A 15,286-nucleotide genomic window follows, 5' to 3' on the forward strand; every position below is an offset into this window, starting at 1 on the left:
GCTAGAACTCCTCGCCTTCTCCGATGGTCTTATCGGCCACCGCGCGGCGCGCCTTCTCCTCGGCGATGTACTTGCCCACCGCCTCGGCGGCGTCCACCGAGCTGTCGCGGTAGAAGCGCAGCTCGGGCGCCACGCGCCACGACAGCTTCTTGGCCATGAGGGTGCGGATGTGGCCGCGGGCCTGCTCGAAGGCCGCCTCCACCTCGGGGTAGCGCTCGGGCTCGCAGGTGTAGTAGACGTTGCAGGCGCTGCGGTCGTAGCTCACCTCGCAGCCGGTGACGGTGACCATGTGCAGGCGCGGGTCGGACACCTCGAACAGCAGGATGGACGCGATGACCTCGCGGGCCTGCTCGTTGACCTTGCGGTTGGACGTTCCCTGCTTCATGGGGAAGCTCCTTCCTCTAGACGATGCGTCAAGTATAGGCGCGGGCGCCGCCCCTCCCGGAGCGGCGCCCGAATGTGAGCCGAAACGTCAACGAGGCGATTACTCGGTGCGCTCGACCTCCTTGACCTGGTAGCCCTCGATGGTGTCGCCCACCTTGAGGTCCTGGAACTTCTCGATGCCGATGCCGCACTCGTAGCCCTGCTTCACGGACTTCACGTCGTCCTTGAAGCGGCGCAGGCTGGCCATGGAGCCCTCGAAGATGACCGTGCCGTCGCGGACGATGCGCACCTTGTCGTCGCGGTTGATCTCGCCCTCGGTGATGTAGCAGCCGGCGATGGTGCCCACCTTCGGCACCTTGAAGGTCTCGCGGACCTCGGCGATGCCGGTGTCCTCCTCGATGATGTCGGGCGAGAGCAGGCCCACGCGCGCGGCGTTGATGTCCTCGATGGCCTGGTAGATGACGCGATACAGGCGGATGTCCACCTTCTCCTTCTCGGCCTGGGCGCGCGACTTGCCCGTCGGGCGCACGTTGAAGCCGATGATGATGGCGTCGGAGGCCGCGGCCAGGGTGACGTCGGTCTCGGTGATGCCGCCCACGGCCGAGTGCACGATGTTGATGCGCACCTCGGACTGGTCCATCTTGCCGAAGGCGTCGCGCAGGGCCTCGATGGAGCCCTGGACGTCGGCCTTGACGATGAGGTTGAGGTCGGTCTGCTTGCCGGCCTCGATGCGGTTGAACAGGTCGTCCAGGCTCATGTGGCTCTTGGTCTCCTGCTCGGCCAGGCGGGCGCGCAGCGCGCGCTCCTCGGCCAGCTTGCGGGCGTCGCGCTCGTCCTCGAACACGCGGAACTCGTCGCCGGCGGTGGGCACCGAGTTGAGGCCGAGGATCTCCACCGGGTCGGCGGGGCGCGCCTCGTCGACGTGGGCGCCGAGCGGGTTCACGAGCGCGCGGACGCGGCCGTAGGAGGTGCCCGCCACCACGACGTCGCCGGTGCGCAGGGTGCCGCGCTGGACGAGCACCGTGGCCACGGGGCCGCGGCCCTTGTCGAGGTTGGCCTCGATGACGAAGCCGGAGGCGTCGGCGTCGGGGTTGGCCTTGAGCTCGAGCACGTCGGCCTGGAGCAGGATGGTCTCGAGCAGGTCGTCGATGTGCAGCTTCTGCTTGGCCGACACCTCGACGAACATGTTGGAGCCGCCCCACTCCTCGGGGATGACCTGGTACTCGGTGAGCTCCTGGCGCACGCGGTCGGGGTTGGCGCCGGGCTTGTCGATCTTGTTGACGGCCACGACGATGGGCACGTCGGCGGCCTTGGCGTGGTTGATGGCCTCGATGGTCTGCGGCATGACGCCGTCGTCGGCGGCCACCACGAGCACGATGACGTCGGTCACCTGGGCGCCGCGGGCACGCATGGCGGTGAACGCCTCGTGGCCCGGGGTGTCGATGAAGGTGATCTGGCGGCCATCGATGTCGACCACCGACGCGCCGATGTGCTGGGTGATGCCGCCGGCCTCGCCGGCCACCACGCCGGTGTGGCGGATGGCGTCGAGCAGCGACGTCTTGCCGTGGTCGACGTGGCCCATGACGGTGACCACCGGCGGACGCGGCTTGAGGTCGCCCTCAGAGTCGTTGTACACCACGGCGTACTCCTCCTCGGGCGACACCACGCGCACCTTGCGGCCCATGTCGTCGGCGATGAGCTCGATCATGTCGTCGGCCATGGACTGGGTCAGCGTGAGCACCTGGCCCAGCATGAACAGGCGCTTGATGACGTCGTTGGGCTGCACGCCCAGAAGCTCGGCGAACTTGGCCACCGTGGCGCCCTGGGGGATCTCCACCACCGAGTCGTCGAGCACCAGCGTCGGGTCGAGCCCGCGCTCGATGGCCTCGATCTCGGCGCGCTCGCGGGCCTCGGCCTCGCGCTTCTCCTTGCGCTTCTTGCGCCGGCCCTCGCCCTCGCCGCTCGACGCGGCGGCCACGGCGGCGCGGGCCTCGGCGAGCACCTTGTCGCGCTGGAGCTTCTCGGCCTGGACGGCCATCTGGGCGTAGCGGTCCTCGCCCGCGGCCGCGGCCTGGGCCTCGAGCTCCGGCACGATCTGCACGGCGCCCTTCTTGCCCTTCTTGCCGCGGGCGGCGTCCTTCTTGGCGCCGCGGCCGGCGGGCGCGGCCGCCTGCTGGGCCTCGATGCGCTGCTTCTCGGCCTCGATCTGGGACAGCAGCGAGTCGAAGGAGGCCTTCTTGGCCCCGAGCACCGGCGCCGGCCGGGGCGCGGCCTTGGCCTTCTCGCCGCCCTTGCGGGAGTGGCTCTCGCGCAGGGCGCGCTCGACGGCCTGCTTCTTGGCCACCTCGGCGGCCGCCTTCTCGGCGCGGGCGCGGGCGCGGGCCTCGGCCTTCTCGCGCTCGACGCGCTCCTTCTCGGACTCGATCTGGCGCTCGAGGCTCTCGAAGGCCGACGGCGCCGGCGCCTTCTTGGGCTGCGGGCGCTCGGAGCCGCCCTCGGCGTCGTGGGACTCCTCGGCGCGGCGGGCGCGGGCGGCCTCGCGCTCGGCGAGCTCCTTCTCCACGGCGGCGCGGCGGGCGGCCTCCTCCTCGGCCTTGCGGCGGGCCTCCTCGGCCTGCTCGGCGGCGAGCGCGGCGGCCTCCTCGTCCTCGAGCTGGCCGGCGCGGGCCTTGATCTCGGGCTCGAGGTTCTTGCGGATCTTCTCCACGTAGGCGTCGGCGAGCATGCTCGCGTGGGACTTCGCGGGGATCTTCATCTCGTGGAGTCGGTCGAGAAGCTCCTTGCTGGTCATCTCGAACTCCTTGGCCAACTCATGTACGCGCATGCTGCCCATGTATCACTCCTCGTATCTCAGACGCTCGGCGTCTCGTCGGTGGCGCGGGCCATCTCGCCCGCCAGTCGGTCATAGTCCTCGTCGGTCAGCTTGACCCTCAGCGCGCGCTCCAACTTGCGGCCCCTGCGGGCGGCCTGGAAGCACTCGTCGGAGCAGACGTAGGCGCCGCGCCCGGGGGCGCGCCCCGAGGGGTCGAAGGAGACGGTCCCGTCCGCGGCGCGCGCGAACCGGCGCAGCGCGGCCTTCGTCTCCTGCTGGCCGCATGCTATGCAGCGGCGCTGGCGCTTCCTGTCTTGCTGCTGGGCCACCGACGTACCTCGCTCATCTTCCTACGACTCGTCGAGGTCGGCGTGCACGCCGCAGTAGCGGCTCCCCTCGCGGGCGTGGTTGCGGCAGCGGGTGCCGTCCTCGGCCACGTAGGCGCACGTCTCGTCCTCGGCGGGCTCGTCCTCGTCGATGAGGATGTTCTCGGATGCCATCGGCTCGCCCGCGAAGCTCGCGGACTTGATGTCGATGTGCCAGCCGGTCAGGCGCGCGGCCAGGCGCGCGTTCTGGCCCTCCTTGCCGATGGCCAGCGACAGCTGGTCGTCGGGCACCACGACGGTGGCGTAGTGGTTGTCCTCGTCGATGGAGACGTGGGACACCTTGGCCGGCGACAGCGCGTTGGCCACGTAGGCGGCCGGGTCGTCGTTCCACTGGATGACGTCGACGCGCTCGTTGCGCAGCTCCTCGACGACCATGCGCACGCGGCTGCCCTTGGGGCCGACGCAGGCGCCCACCGGGTCGAGGTTGTCCTCGCGCGACGCGACGGCCACCTTCGAGCGGGCGCCGGGCTCGCGGGCGATGGACTTGATCTCCACCATGCCGTCGTAGATCTCGGGCACCTCGATCTCGAAGAGCCGGCGGATGAGGTCGGGGTGGGTGCGCGACACCACGATGGGCGGGCGCGCCTGCTCGCCGCGGGCGCGGGGCGCGTCGGAGGAGGGGTCGCGCACGTCGATGATGAGCACCTTGAGGCGCTGGTTGTGGCGGTAGTGCTCGCCCGCGGGGCGCTCGTTGCGCTCGCCGGCGGAGCGCTTCACGTCGTAGTGGGGCAGCTCGGCCTCCACGCCGTCGCGAATCTTGATGATGGTGAAGTCCGGGGTACCCTGGAGCACGGTGCCGGTGACCAGGTCGCCCACGCGGCCCGCGAACTCCTCGTAGATGGACTGGCGGCCGGCCTCGCGCACGATCGACGCGATGACGCCCTTGGCGTTCTGGGCCGCGATGCGGCTCACGTCGGCCGGGGTCACGTCGCGCTCCTCGAACTCGGCGTACTCGCCGGTCTCCTCGTCGGGCTCGCCGACGGGCACCAGCTCGTAGACGTAGATCTTGCCCGTCTGGCGGTCGATGGTCACCCGGGCGTCCCACTCCAGGTCCAAGATGCGCTCATAGCTCTTGGCCAGGGACTGCTCCAGGCGCTCGATCAGGTAGAACTCGTCGATCTTGCGCTCGTGGGCGAGGGCCTGCAAGGCCTCGATCAGTTCGGATGTTGCCACGTCTTCGCTTCCTTTCCTAAGAGCCGAAGTCGATCGTGCCCTTGACGTGGGCACGCTTGATGCCTTCCAGCGGCAGCGCCACGCGCTCGCCGTCGACCAGCAGGATGACGTCGCCGCCCTCCATGCCGGCCAGCTCGCCGGTCCACGACGAGCGGCCCCCGACCGGGGCCGCCGTCTTGACGGCGGCCTGCTCGCCGGCGAACCGCGCGAAGTGCTCGGCGGTGCGCAGCGGGCGGTCGATGCCGGGCGAGGACACCTCCAGGGTGTAGGCGCCGGGGAACGGGTCGATCTCGTCCATGATGTCGTTGATCCACGCCTGCGAGCTCGACAGCACGTCGAAGCTCACGCCGTCGGGATGGTCGACGTAGACGCGGATGGTGGGCGCCTTCCGGGCGCCGGCCACCTCCACCGTGACTATCTCGACGCCCTCCTGGGCGGCGCGGGGCTCGAGCGCGTCGAGCAGCTTTGCCTCCGTGGCCGTGAGCACCGGTCCTCCTTGCCGTGTCGTCTTCCTGCCGCGCGCGATCGGGCCTAACAACAAAAGAAAGCGGGACAGGCCCACTTTCTCCGGTAAAAGCGAAAGTTGTTCGGCGCCGAAAGCGCTCAGTGCGAGCATTTATACCACATTATTCGGCGAATGGCTAGGGGGACGGCCTGATATTCGCGAGAAATCGCCGGGAGGGGACGGCCCGCCGCGGATGCACGGCGCCCCCCCCCGACGCGACGACGGCCCCGCGCGGTGCTTCCTACAGCTGGGCGCAGCCTCGGTGACGGCTCGGTACGGGGGCGGCGGGGCGGCGGGGCGGCGCCTATGATGAGGTCAGGGATCTCGACAGACGAGACGAGGAGATGGCCATGACCTCCCGAAACGACAATGCGAGCACCACTCCGACGAAGCCCGCCCCGACGGTCGACCCGGCGTCCCTCGACGAGGGGGAGCGGGCCGCCATCGCGGCCTACCAGGCCTCCGTCGCCACCGAGGCGGCGGCCTACCGGCTCATGGCCGGGCGCGTCGCCGACGACGCCAACCGCGCCACCCTCGAGCGCATCGCCGACGAGAAGGACGCCGACGCCGCCGTGTGGACGCCCTACACCGGCGCCGAGCCGAGCCCCGCGATGGGCCGGGCGCGCCGCTACGCGCGGCTCGCCCGCGTGCTCGGCTTCACCTTCGCCGTGAAGCTGATGGACCGCCAGAAGCGCGAGCTGCGCCGCGGGGCCCGGGCGCTCGCGGCCCGCGTGCCCGAGGTGGCCCGCGTCGAGGCCGACGAGGAGCGGCGCGGCCGCGAGCTCATGGGGATGCTCGACGAGCGGCTGCTGTCCTACGTGGGCGCCATGGTGCTCGGCATGAACGACGCGGTGGTGGAGATAACCGGCACGCTCGCCGGCCTCACGCTCGCCATGCAGAACACGCGCCTCATCGCGCTGTCGGGCCTCATCACCGGCATCGCGGCGACGCTGTCGATGGCGGCGAGCGAGTACCTGGCCGCCAAGAGCGACGGGCGCCCCGACGCCAAGCGCGCCTGCGCCTACACCGGCGGCGCCTACGCGCTCACCGTGGTGCTGCTGCTCATCCCCTACCTCGTGCTGCCCGACGGGATGTACCTCGCTGCCATGGCCATCATGCTGGCCGTGGTGGTGCTCATCCTGGCGGCGTTCAACTTCTACACCTCGGTGGCCCAGGACCTCCCCTTCAGGAAGCGCTTCGCCCAGATGTGCGCCATATCGCTCGGCGTGGCGGCGCTGTCGTTCTTCCTCGGTCTGTTCTGCAAGATCGTCCTGGGCGTGGACGTGTAGGAAACGCGGAGGGGGCGCCGCGGCCTGCGCGGCGCCCCCTCCTTCGGCGGGCGCGCCGTCGCGCGCCCCTCATGCCCGGGATCCTAGGCGAAGAACAGCTTCGAGAGCGTCATCGGGTCAATGTACTCCCCGTCCTTGTAGACGCGCATGTTGCCCGAGGCGATCTCGTCGATGAGGATGACCTCGCCGTCGGAGTCGTAGCCGAACTCGAACTTGATGTCGTAGAGGACGAGGCCCTTCTCCGCCAGGTCGTCGGCGACGATCTGGGTGATCTTCTGGGTCATGTCCTTCAGCGCGTCGTACTGCTCGCCGGTCATGATGCCCAGCACGATCAGGCCGTCCTTGGTGACCAGCGGGTCGCCCAGCTCATCGTTCTTGAAGGTGGTCTCGACATAGGCGGGCAGGTCGGCGCCCTCCTCGATGTACTGGCCGTAGCGGCGGTAGAACGAGCCCACGGCCTTGTGGCGGCAGATGACCTCGAGGCCGTCGCCGAACACCTTGGCCGGCAGCACCTCCATGGTGGTGTCGTCGAGGTCGGCGGACACGTAGTGGGTGCGGATGCCCGCGGCGTTGATCTTCTCGAAGAAGTAGATGGACATGCGCAGGTTCACGTCGCCGACGCCCTCGATGGTCAGCCCCACGGAGTTCTCGCCCGGATCGAACACGCCGTCCTTGCCCGTGCAGTCGTCCTTGAACTTCAGCAGGTAGTTGCCGTTCTCGAGGGCGAACACGTCCTTGGTCTTACCGGAGTACACAGGTTCCATCTTCAATCCTTTCGGGCTCGCGGGCCGCATCGGCGGACCGGGGTTCAACCGTGCTAGTGTACCGCGCGCGAAAACCCCCGCACAACGCCTAATGCCCCCGAAGCGGAATTTTTACGGCTTGTTAACAGTGGCCCCCACCCCCCAGCCCCCTCCCCGCGGGGGAGGGGGTGAGCGAGAGGGAGGGAAGGCGCCACCCCCTGGAAGAACAGACGTGAGGGCGGGGGTCTCCTACCTCACGCCCGCGAGCTCGGCGGCCATCTCGCGGAGCTTGAACTTCTGCACCTTCATGGAGGGCGTCATGGGGAAGTCGTCCACGAAGAAGACGCGCTTGGGCACCTTGTAGCGCGCGATGCGCGGGATGGCCCACTCGCGCACGTCGTCCTCGGTCATGTCCTCGTAGCCGGGGCGCGTGCGGATGAAGGCGCCCACGATCTCGCCGTACTTCTCGTCCGGGATGCCCACCACCTGGGCGTCGAGCACGCCGGGCATGGTGAGCAGGAAGTTCTCGACCTCGAGCGGGTAGATGTTCTCGCCGCCGCGGATGATCATGTCCTTGATGCGGCCGGTGACGCGGTAGTAGCCGTCCTCGTCCACCATGCCCAGATCGCCGGAGTGCAGGTAGCCGTCGGCGTCGATGGCCTCGGCCGTGGCCTCGGGCATCTTGTAGTAGCCCTTCATGACGTTGTAGCCCTTGCAGCACAGCTCGCCGGGCTCCCCCACCCCGCAGATGTGGCCGTCGGCCGGGTCGATGACGCGCACGTCCACGGGCGGGTGGGCGCGGCCCACCGTCTCGCACTTGTGCTCGATGTCGTCGTCGGCCGAGGTCTGGGTGAACACGGGGCTCGTCTCGGTGAGCCCGTAGCAGATGGTGACGTCGGTCATGTTCATGCGGTCCATGACCTCGCGCATGGTCTCGGGCGGGCAGGGGCTGCCGGCCATGATGCCCGTGCGCATGTGCGACAGGTCGAAGCTGTCGAAGTCGGGGTGGTTGAGCTCGGCGATGAACATGGTGGGCACGCCGTAGACGGCGGTCGCCTTCTCCTTGTGGAGCGCCTGGAGCACGAGCCCCGCGTCGAAGTCCTCCACGATGATCATGGTGGAGCGGTGCGTGAGGTTGGCCATGACGCCGAGCACGCAGCCGAAGCAGTGGAAGAACGGCACCGGCAGGCACACGCGGTCGTCGGGCCCGAGCTTCTGCCCCTCGCCGATGTAGAAGCCGTTGTTCAGGATGTTGCGGTGGGTGAGCATGACGCCCTTGGGGAAGCCCGTCGTGCCGGACGTGTACTGCATCATCACCACGTCGTTGTTGTCGAACTGGCGGGTGGCCCACTCCAGGTCGGAGTCGGGGCGGTGCTGGCCGAGCAGGATGAGCTCGGGCACGCTGTAGAAGCCGCGGTGCTTCTCGGGCCCCATGTAGATGAGGTTCTCGAGGCAGGGGTACTCCTCGGAGCGGAGGAACCCGCGCTGGCACTCGAGGGACTCGGGCACCAGGTCGCGGATGATCTGCAGGTAGTCGACGTCGCGGTAGGCGTCGATGATGCAGAGCGCCTTCATGTCCGACTGCTTGAGCACGTAGTCGATCTCGTGGCTCTTGTAGATGGGGTTCACCGTGACCATGACGATGCCCGCCTTGGCGGTGGCGTACATGAAGGTGAGCCAGTCGGGGATGTTGCGCGCCCACACGCCCAGGTGGTCGCCCGGCTTCATGCCGATGGACAGCAGCCCCTTGGCCAGGGCGTCGGTGCGCTCGTCGAAGTCGCGGTAGGTCCAGCGCAGGTCGCGGTCGGGGTAGACGACGAACTCGTGGTCGGGGTCTACGGCCACCTGCTGCTTGAGGTAGGCCCCGATGGTGAGCTCGGAGTGCAGGGGGTAGTCCTGGTCGCCCGGGACGGGCACGCGGTTCTCGTCGGTCATTCCGCCCTCCCCCTAGAACGGCGTGTACACGCAGGCCAGGAACTTGGCGTTCTGCCCGTCGTGGGCGCGCACCTGGTGCGGGACGATGGAGTCGTAGTAGATGCTCTCGCCCGGGTGCAGCACGAACACCTCGTTGCCGTACTCGATCTCGATGCAGCCCTCCATGCCGTAGAGCCACTCCTCGCCCTCGTGGCTGTCGAGCTTGTGGGTGGTCTCGCCGGAGGGCGTGACGGTGATGACGAAGGGGTCCATGTGGCGCGAGGGGCGCCCGGCCGCCAGGCTGAAGTAGCTCAGGTCGCCGGCGTCGCTGGCGGTCTGGAGGGCCTTGACGCGCTCGACCTCGGCCATCTGCTCGCCGTCGATGTAGGCCGGCCCGAAGGCCTCGTCGTCGTCCATGAGGGTGCCCAGGCGCACGCCGAGGGCGCGGGTGATCTTGATGAGCGGCGCGAGCGAGGGCGGCACCTCGCCGGCCTCGAGCTTCTCGATGACCTCCACGTCGCACTGGCAGCGGTCGGCCAGATCCTGGGCCGAGAGGTGGTGCGCCGTGCGCAGCGTGGTGATCTTGCGTCCCAGCTTGTTGTCTTCTGCCATGGGATACCTCCTCCGTGAAAAAGCGTATTCGGAAATGATAGCGGAAAAGGAGGAGGCGGGAAGGCGAGATCGGGGGGCGGCCCGGCCGGGCCTCAGGCCGCCCTGCGCGCCCGCCGGGCGGCGGCGCGGCGCTGCAGGGCGTCGACGCACTGGGCCACGGCGGCGTCGCCGGTGACGTTGACCGTGGTGCGCGCCATGTCGAGGATGCGGTCGACGCCGGCCACGAGCGCCACGCCCTCGACCGGCAGCCCCACCGACTGGAGCACCATGGCGAGCATGATCATGCCCGACCCGGGCACGCCGGCGGTGCCGATGGAGGCGAGCACGCTCGTCAGCACCACGGTGAGCTGCTGGCCGAGCGTGAGCTCGACGCCGAACACCTGGGCGATGAAGATGGCACACACGCCCTGGTAGATGGCCGTGCCGTCCATGTTGATGGTGGCGCCGAGCGGCAGCACGAAGGAGTACACCTCCTTGGACACGCCCATCTTCTCGGCGCATTCCATGTTGAGCGGCAGCGAGCCCACCGAGGACGCCGACGCGAAGGCGAAGCCGATGACGGGCAGCTCGCCTCTGAGGAAGCCGAGCGGGCTTCGGCGCGCCAGGGCCTTGACGAGCGCCGAGTAGACGACGGTGATCTGGCAGGCCATGGCCACGTAGGCCACCGCCACCAGCCACGCCAGCGGCAGCAGCACGTCGGGGCCGTTGGCGGCGATGACCGGCGCGATGAGCCCGAACACCCCGATGGGCGCCACCAGCAGGATGCCGCGCATGATCTGGATGCACACCTCCGACATCGCCTCGACGAAGTCCACGACGACGCGCGCCTTGGGGCCGGCCGCGATGATGCCGAACCCGAAGACCACCGCGATGACGATGACCTGGAGCATGGTGGCGTCGGCCATGGGCTGGAAGAAGTTGGAGGGGAAGATGCCCACGATGGTGTCGATGAGGGAGGGCGCGGCCTGGGCCTCGTAGGCCAGCTCGCCGGAGTCGAGCGAGTAGCCGGCGCCCACGTTCATCACGTTGGCGAAGACGAGGCCGAGGGTCACCGCGCAGGCGGTGGTGGCCAGGTAGAGCAGGATGGTCTTGCCGCCGATGGCCCCCACCTTGCGCACGTCCTGGAGCGACACCACCCCGGCGATGATGGAGAACAGCACGAGCGGCACCACGATCATCTTGATGAGGTTGAGGAAGATGGTGCCGAGGGGCTTGACGTAGGTCTCGGCCACCTCGGGCGCGCCCTGGAGGCCGAGACCGGCCAGGATGCCCAGGACGAGCGCGATGAATATCCAGGTGGTGAGCGACAGGCGGCGGTACCAGCGCCGGGGCGCGGCGGTGCTCTCGGCCATGGGGCGCGGCTCCCCTAGCGCTTGCCCGCCAGCAGGCGGTTCAGGGCGTTGAGGTAGGCCTTGGTCGACGACACGATGATGTCGGCGTCGGCGCCGCGGCCGGTGTAGACCTCGCCGCCGGCCGCCTTCACGCGCACCGTCACCTCGCCGAGCGCGTCGATGCCGCGCGTGACCGAGCTCACCGTGAACTCCGTCAGGTCGTTGGGCATCTTGACGATGCGGTCGACCGCCTTGTAGACGGCGTCGATGGGGCCGGTGCCGTGCTCGCAGACGGTCACCTCCACCCCCTCGGGGTCGGCCAGGGTGAGGGTGGCCGTGGGCTTGAGCGGGAACCCGCAGCTCACCTGCACGCCGCGGAGCGTGTAGAGGGCGTCCTCCTCGCGGCCGCGCTCGTTGACCAGGCTCTCGAGGTCCTCGTCGTAGACCTCCTTCTTCTTGTCGGCCAGGTTGAGGAAGGCCTCGTAGACCTGGTCGAGCTCCTCGCCCTCGAAGGCGTAGCCGAGCTCCTCCAGGCGGTGGCGCAGCGCCGCGTGCCCGCTGCGGGCCGTCAGCACGATCTGGCTCGTGCCGGCGCCCACGTCGGCCGGGTCGATGATCTCGTAGGTGTCGCGCTTCTTGAGCACGCCGTCCTGGTGGATGCCGGAGGAGTGCGCGAAGGCGTTGGCGCCCACGATGGCCTTGTTGGCCTGGACGCCCATGCCGGTGATGGAGCTGACGAGCCGGCTCGCCTTGGTGAACTCGCGGGCGTTGACGTCGGTGTGGGCGTCGAGCTCGTCGCCGTGCATCCGCACGCCCATGACGACCTCCTCCATGGCGGTGTTGCCCGCCCGCTCGCCCAGGCCGTTGATGGTGCACTCCACCTGGGTGGCGCCGGCGCGCACGCCGGCCAGCGCGAGCGCCGTGGCCATGCCCAGGTCGTTGTGGCAGTGGACCGACACGGTGACGTCCTCGATGCCGCGGACGTGCGCCATGAGGTAGGCGATGCGCTCGCCGAACTCCTCGGGCAGCGAGTAGCCCGTGGTGTCGGGGATGTTGACCACCGTGGCGCCGGCGTCGACGACGGCCTGGATGACGCGGGCGAGGAAGGCGTAGTCGGAGCGGCCGGCGTCCTCGGCGTAGAACTGCACGTCGTCGACGTAGCCCTTGGCGTGGCGCACGGCGGCCACGGCGCGCTCGACGCACTCGTCCTCGGTGATGCGCAGCTTGTCGGCCAGATGCGAGGGGCTCACGCCGATGCCGGTGTGGATGCGGGGGCGCCTGGCGTAGCGCAGGGCGTCGGCGGCCACGTCGATGTCGCGCGCGATGGCGCGGGTGAGGGCGCAGACCACCGCGTCGTCGCCGGCCAGCTCGGCGATGCGGCGCACGCTCTCGAAGTCGCCGGGGCTCGAGATGGGGAAGCCCGCCTCGATCACGTCCACGTTCAGGCGCAGGAGCTCGCGGGCGATGACGAGCTTCTCCTCGGTGTTCATGGAGGCGCCGGGCGACTGCTCGCCGTCGCGCAGCGTGGTGTCGAAGATGTGGATCTTGCGGGTCATGGGGCCTTCCTCTCCTTGCTTGCTCGCCCGTCCGGCCGGGGCTCCGGCCGATCGGGCCAGGATAGCCCCCGTATGTTAAGGGGTGGTTTCTACAGCGTGATGTACCACAGGTTCTTCAGGTCGATGGCCTCGCGCAGGCGGCCGAGCACCTCGTCGGGCACCTCGCCCTCGACGTTCATGAAGACGAGCGCGCACTGCTCGGCGGGCTTGTCGCCGATCTGCATGGTGGTGATGTTGACGCCGGCCTCGCCCAGGATGGTGCCGATGGCGCCGATGCGGCCGGGCGCGTCCACGTACTCGAAGAGCAGGGTCTGCTTGGCCGGGGCGATGTCGATCTTGTAGCCGAGGAGCGACACGACGCGGGCGGCCTGGTTGGCGCCGTAGAGGGTGACGCCCACCTCCACCCCGTCGGCGGTCACGCGCACGGCCGAGGCGTACTCCCCCGCCTCGGGCACGGCCTCGCACTCCACCCGGATGCCGTGGCGGTCGGCCACGGCCAGCGCGTTGGCGGCCGACACCGCGCCGATGCGGCGGTAGGCCAGAAGCCCGTCGAGGGCGCCGGCGAGCAGGATGGCCGGGTCGGCGTCGGCCACGGCGCCCATGGCCTCCAGGCGCAGCACCTTGGGGGTGGACCCGAGGATCTGCCCGATGACGCGGCCGGCCATCTGGCAGGCGGGCACGTAGGGGCCCACCGCGTCCATGACCTCGGGCGGCAGCGGGGCGGCGTTGATGGCGGTGGGGACGATGGAGCCCTCGAGGCCCTCCCACACGTACTCGGCGATCTGGGTGCCCGCGCGCACCTGGGCCTCGCGGGTCACGGCGGCGATGTGGGGCGTGAGCAGGGCGTTGTCGAACTCGTGGAGGGGGCTGTCGTGGCAGGGCTCCTCCTCGTAGACGTCCAGGCCCACCGCGTCCACCTTGCCGGCGGCCACGAAGTCGGCCACGGCGTCCACGTCGAAGATGCCGCCGCGGGCGCAGTTCACCAGCACGACGCCGTCCTTCATGGCGGCCAGCTCGGAGGGGCCGAACATCCCGATGGTCTCGGAGGTCTTGGGCAGGTGCACGGTGATGAAGTCGGCGATGGGCAGGATGTCGCCCACCGACTCGAACAGCTCCACCCCCAGGGCCGCGGCGCGCTCGGGGCTGCAGTAGGGGTCGTGGCCCACCAGGCGCATCCCGAACCCGCGGGCGCGCTCGGCCACCAGGCCGCCGATGCGGCCCAGGCCGAAGATGGCGAGGGTCTTCTGGTAGAGCTCGGTGCCGGTGAAGGCGGCGCGCTCCCAGGACCCGGCGTGCATGGAGGCGTCGGCCTGGGGGATGCGCCGGGCGCAGGCCAGCAGCAGCGCCATGGTGTGCTCGGCGGCCGACACGATGTTGGAGGTGGGGGCGTTGCAGACGATGACGCCGCGCTCGGAGGCGGCCTCCACGTCGATGTTGTCGATGGTCACGCCGGCCCGCCCGATGATCTTGAGGTTGGCCGCCGCGTCCAGGAGCTCCGGCGTCACCTGGGTCTGGGACCGCACGATGAGCGCGTCGTAGGGGGCGATGGCGGCCGCCAGCTCCTCGGGCGCCATGTCGAGGCGCACGTCCACCGCGTAGCCCTTGCGCCGCAGGATCTCCAGGCCCTCCTCGGCGATCTTCTCCGTGACCAGCACCCTCTTCTGCGTCATGGCGCGTGCTCCCCTTCCTCGGTAGCGCTTGCAAAGGCGGGCGGCCGCGCGCGGCGGCCGCCCCGTCGGTGAGCATGATAGCGCAGGGCCCGCCCCGCGCGCGCGGGGCGGGCCCTGCTCCGGGGCGCGCGGCCCGCCTGGGGCCACGGCCGGTCAGGACGAGCCGGCCGGCCGGAAGGCGGGCATCTCGTCGCCGCGCGCGGCCAGGTCGGACTGGAACAGGTCGCGCATGATGGCGTTGCGCGTCTTCCACGTGGCGCCGGTGACGGCGTCCACCGTGGCGGCCACGTCCTCGGCGGACACGGCCGCGAGCTTCTGCGCCCGCGCGCGCTCGTCCCTCTCCGCCACGGCGCCTAGGCCCCCTGGGGCGCCCCGTCGGCGACGGGCGCGGGGTCCTTCTCGCCGGTGACGGCCTTGGCCAGGCCGCCGGCGGCCGGGTCGCACAGGAACGCCACGATGACGATGGTCGGCCAGAACTGGAGGCACAGCGCCGCGAAGCGGTCGAGCAGGTTCACGGCCATCATCTGGCCAGTCATGGCGGAGAGCGCCTCGGTCTCGCCCACGCCGGTCATGAAGGCGGTCATGACGATGCCGAGGAAGAGCATGATGAGCGTGCTGAAGAACACGTTCTGGATGAGCCGGAAGGCAACGGTGCCGGGCCGGGCGTCGTAGTAGGCGGCAGCCGCGGCCGAGACGCGGGCGAGCGGGACGACGGCCGTCACCACGAAGGAGGCGACGAAGGCCACCCCGAAGCTCATCAGGTAGAACACCGGGTCGATGTGGGGCATGCCCTGCATGAGGGTCAGGCACACGCACAGGACGGCGGCGACGAAGAGGGAGAAGAACAGCCCGTAGATGAGGTAGTACTTCTTAGAGTGCATGGAACCACGCTCCTCGCTTGCGGCCCCCGG

14 protein-coding genes are annotated in these 15,286 nt (G+C 69.8%); 1 reads left to right on the top strand and 13 read right to left on the bottom strand.

Annotated features, from left to right (window positions below; genetic code table 11):
• Position 1 precedes the first annotated feature (1 nt).
• The 5 genes from rbfA to LPT13_RS06585 all read right to left on the bottom strand — a co-directional run bounded on the left by rbfA (position 2) and on the right by LPT13_RS06585 (position 5,242).
• Complete coding sequence (gene rbfA / locus LPT13_RS06565) at positions 2-385, bottom strand: 30S ribosome-binding factor RbfA (protein WP_242164816.1); 384 nt, start codon at positions 383-385, stop codon at positions 2-4.
• Between the two features lie 99 nt (positions 386-484).
• Complete coding sequence (gene infB, locus LPT13_RS06570) at positions 485-3,217, bottom strand: translation initiation factor IF-2 (RefSeq protein ID WP_242164818.1); 2,733 nt, start codon at positions 3,215-3,217, stop codon at positions 485-487.
• A gap of 17 nt (positions 3,218-3,234) precedes the next feature.
• Positions 3,235-3,525, bottom strand: coding sequence for an RNase P modulator RnpM (gene rnpM / locus LPT13_RS06575; protein WP_242164820.1), 291 nt, complete (start codon positions 3,523-3,525; stop codon positions 3,235-3,237).
• 21 nt (positions 3,526-3,546) lie between these two features.
• Entirely contained in the window at positions 3,547-4,755 is a 1,209-nt protein-coding gene (gene nusA, locus LPT13_RS06580) for a transcription termination factor NusA (protein ID WP_242164822.1), read from the bottom strand.
• A 16-nt stretch (positions 4,756-4,771) separates the two neighbouring features.
• Complete coding sequence (locus LPT13_RS06585; protein ID WP_242164824.1) at positions 4,772-5,242, bottom strand: ribosome maturation factor RimP; 471 nt, start codon at positions 5,240-5,242, stop codon at positions 4,772-4,774.
• A 368-nt stretch (positions 5,243-5,610) separates the two neighbouring features.
• Between LPT13_RS06585 and LPT13_RS06590 the strand changes: the two genes are divergently transcribed.
• Positions 5,611-6,549: a VIT1/CCC1 transporter family protein gene (locus LPT13_RS06590; RefSeq protein WP_242164825.1), complete on the top strand. Its 939-nt coding sequence runs from the start codon at positions 5,611-5,613 to the stop codon at positions 6,547-6,549.
• 83 nt (positions 6,550-6,632) lie between these two features.
• Here LPT13_RS06590 and LPT13_RS06595 read toward each other — a convergent pair whose 3' ends face one another.
• The 8 genes from LPT13_RS06595 to LPT13_RS06630 form a co-directional block, all read right to left on the bottom strand.
• A complete protein-coding gene (locus LPT13_RS06595; RefSeq protein WP_242164828.1) occupies positions 6,633-7,313 on the bottom strand; it encodes a phosphoribosylaminoimidazolesuccinocarboxamide synthase in 681 nt (226 codons plus the stop codon).
• Between the two features lie 228 nt (positions 7,314-7,541).
• A complete protein-coding gene (locus LPT13_RS06600) occupies positions 7,542-9,227 on the bottom strand; it encodes an AMP-binding protein (protein WP_242164830.1) in 1,686 nt (561 codons plus the stop codon).
• Between the two features lie 12 nt (positions 9,228-9,239).
• Positions 9,240-9,818, bottom strand: coding sequence for a helix-turn-helix domain-containing protein (locus LPT13_RS06605; RefSeq protein WP_242164832.1), 579 nt, complete (start codon positions 9,816-9,818; stop codon positions 9,240-9,242).
• Between the two features lie 92 nt (positions 9,819-9,910).
• Positions 9,911-11,170, bottom strand: coding sequence for a dicarboxylate/amino acid:cation symporter (locus LPT13_RS06610; protein WP_242164833.1), 1,260 nt, complete (start codon positions 11,168-11,170; stop codon positions 9,911-9,913).
• A gap of 14 nt (positions 11,171-11,184) precedes the next feature.
• Positions 11,185-12,705: a 2-isopropylmalate synthase gene (locus tag LPT13_RS06615; protein WP_242164835.1), complete on the bottom strand. Its 1,521-nt coding sequence runs from the start codon at positions 12,703-12,705 to the stop codon at positions 11,185-11,187.
• Positions 12,706-12,794: 89 nt separating this feature from the next.
• Positions 12,795-14,375, bottom strand: coding sequence for a phosphoglycerate dehydrogenase (serA, locus tag LPT13_RS06620; RefSeq protein ID WP_242164838.1), 1,581 nt, complete (start codon positions 14,373-14,375; stop codon positions 12,795-12,797).
• Between the two features lie 153 nt (positions 14,376-14,528).
• A complete protein-coding gene (locus tag LPT13_RS06625; protein ID WP_242164840.1) occupies positions 14,529-14,723 on the bottom strand; it encodes a hypothetical protein in 195 nt (64 codons plus the stop codon).
• Between the two features lie 5 nt (positions 14,724-14,728).
• Entirely contained in the window at positions 14,729-15,256 is a 528-nt protein-coding gene (locus tag LPT13_RS06630) for a hypothetical protein (RefSeq protein WP_242164842.1), read from the bottom strand.
• Positions 15,257-15,286: the final 30 nt, after the last annotated feature.

Origin of the sequence: Adlercreutzia faecimuris (assembly GCF_022669055.1) — a bacterium.
In the GTDB taxonomy this organism is placed as follows: Bacteria; Actinomycetota; Coriobacteriia; order Coriobacteriales; family Eggerthellaceae; genus Enterorhabdus; species Enterorhabdus faecimuris.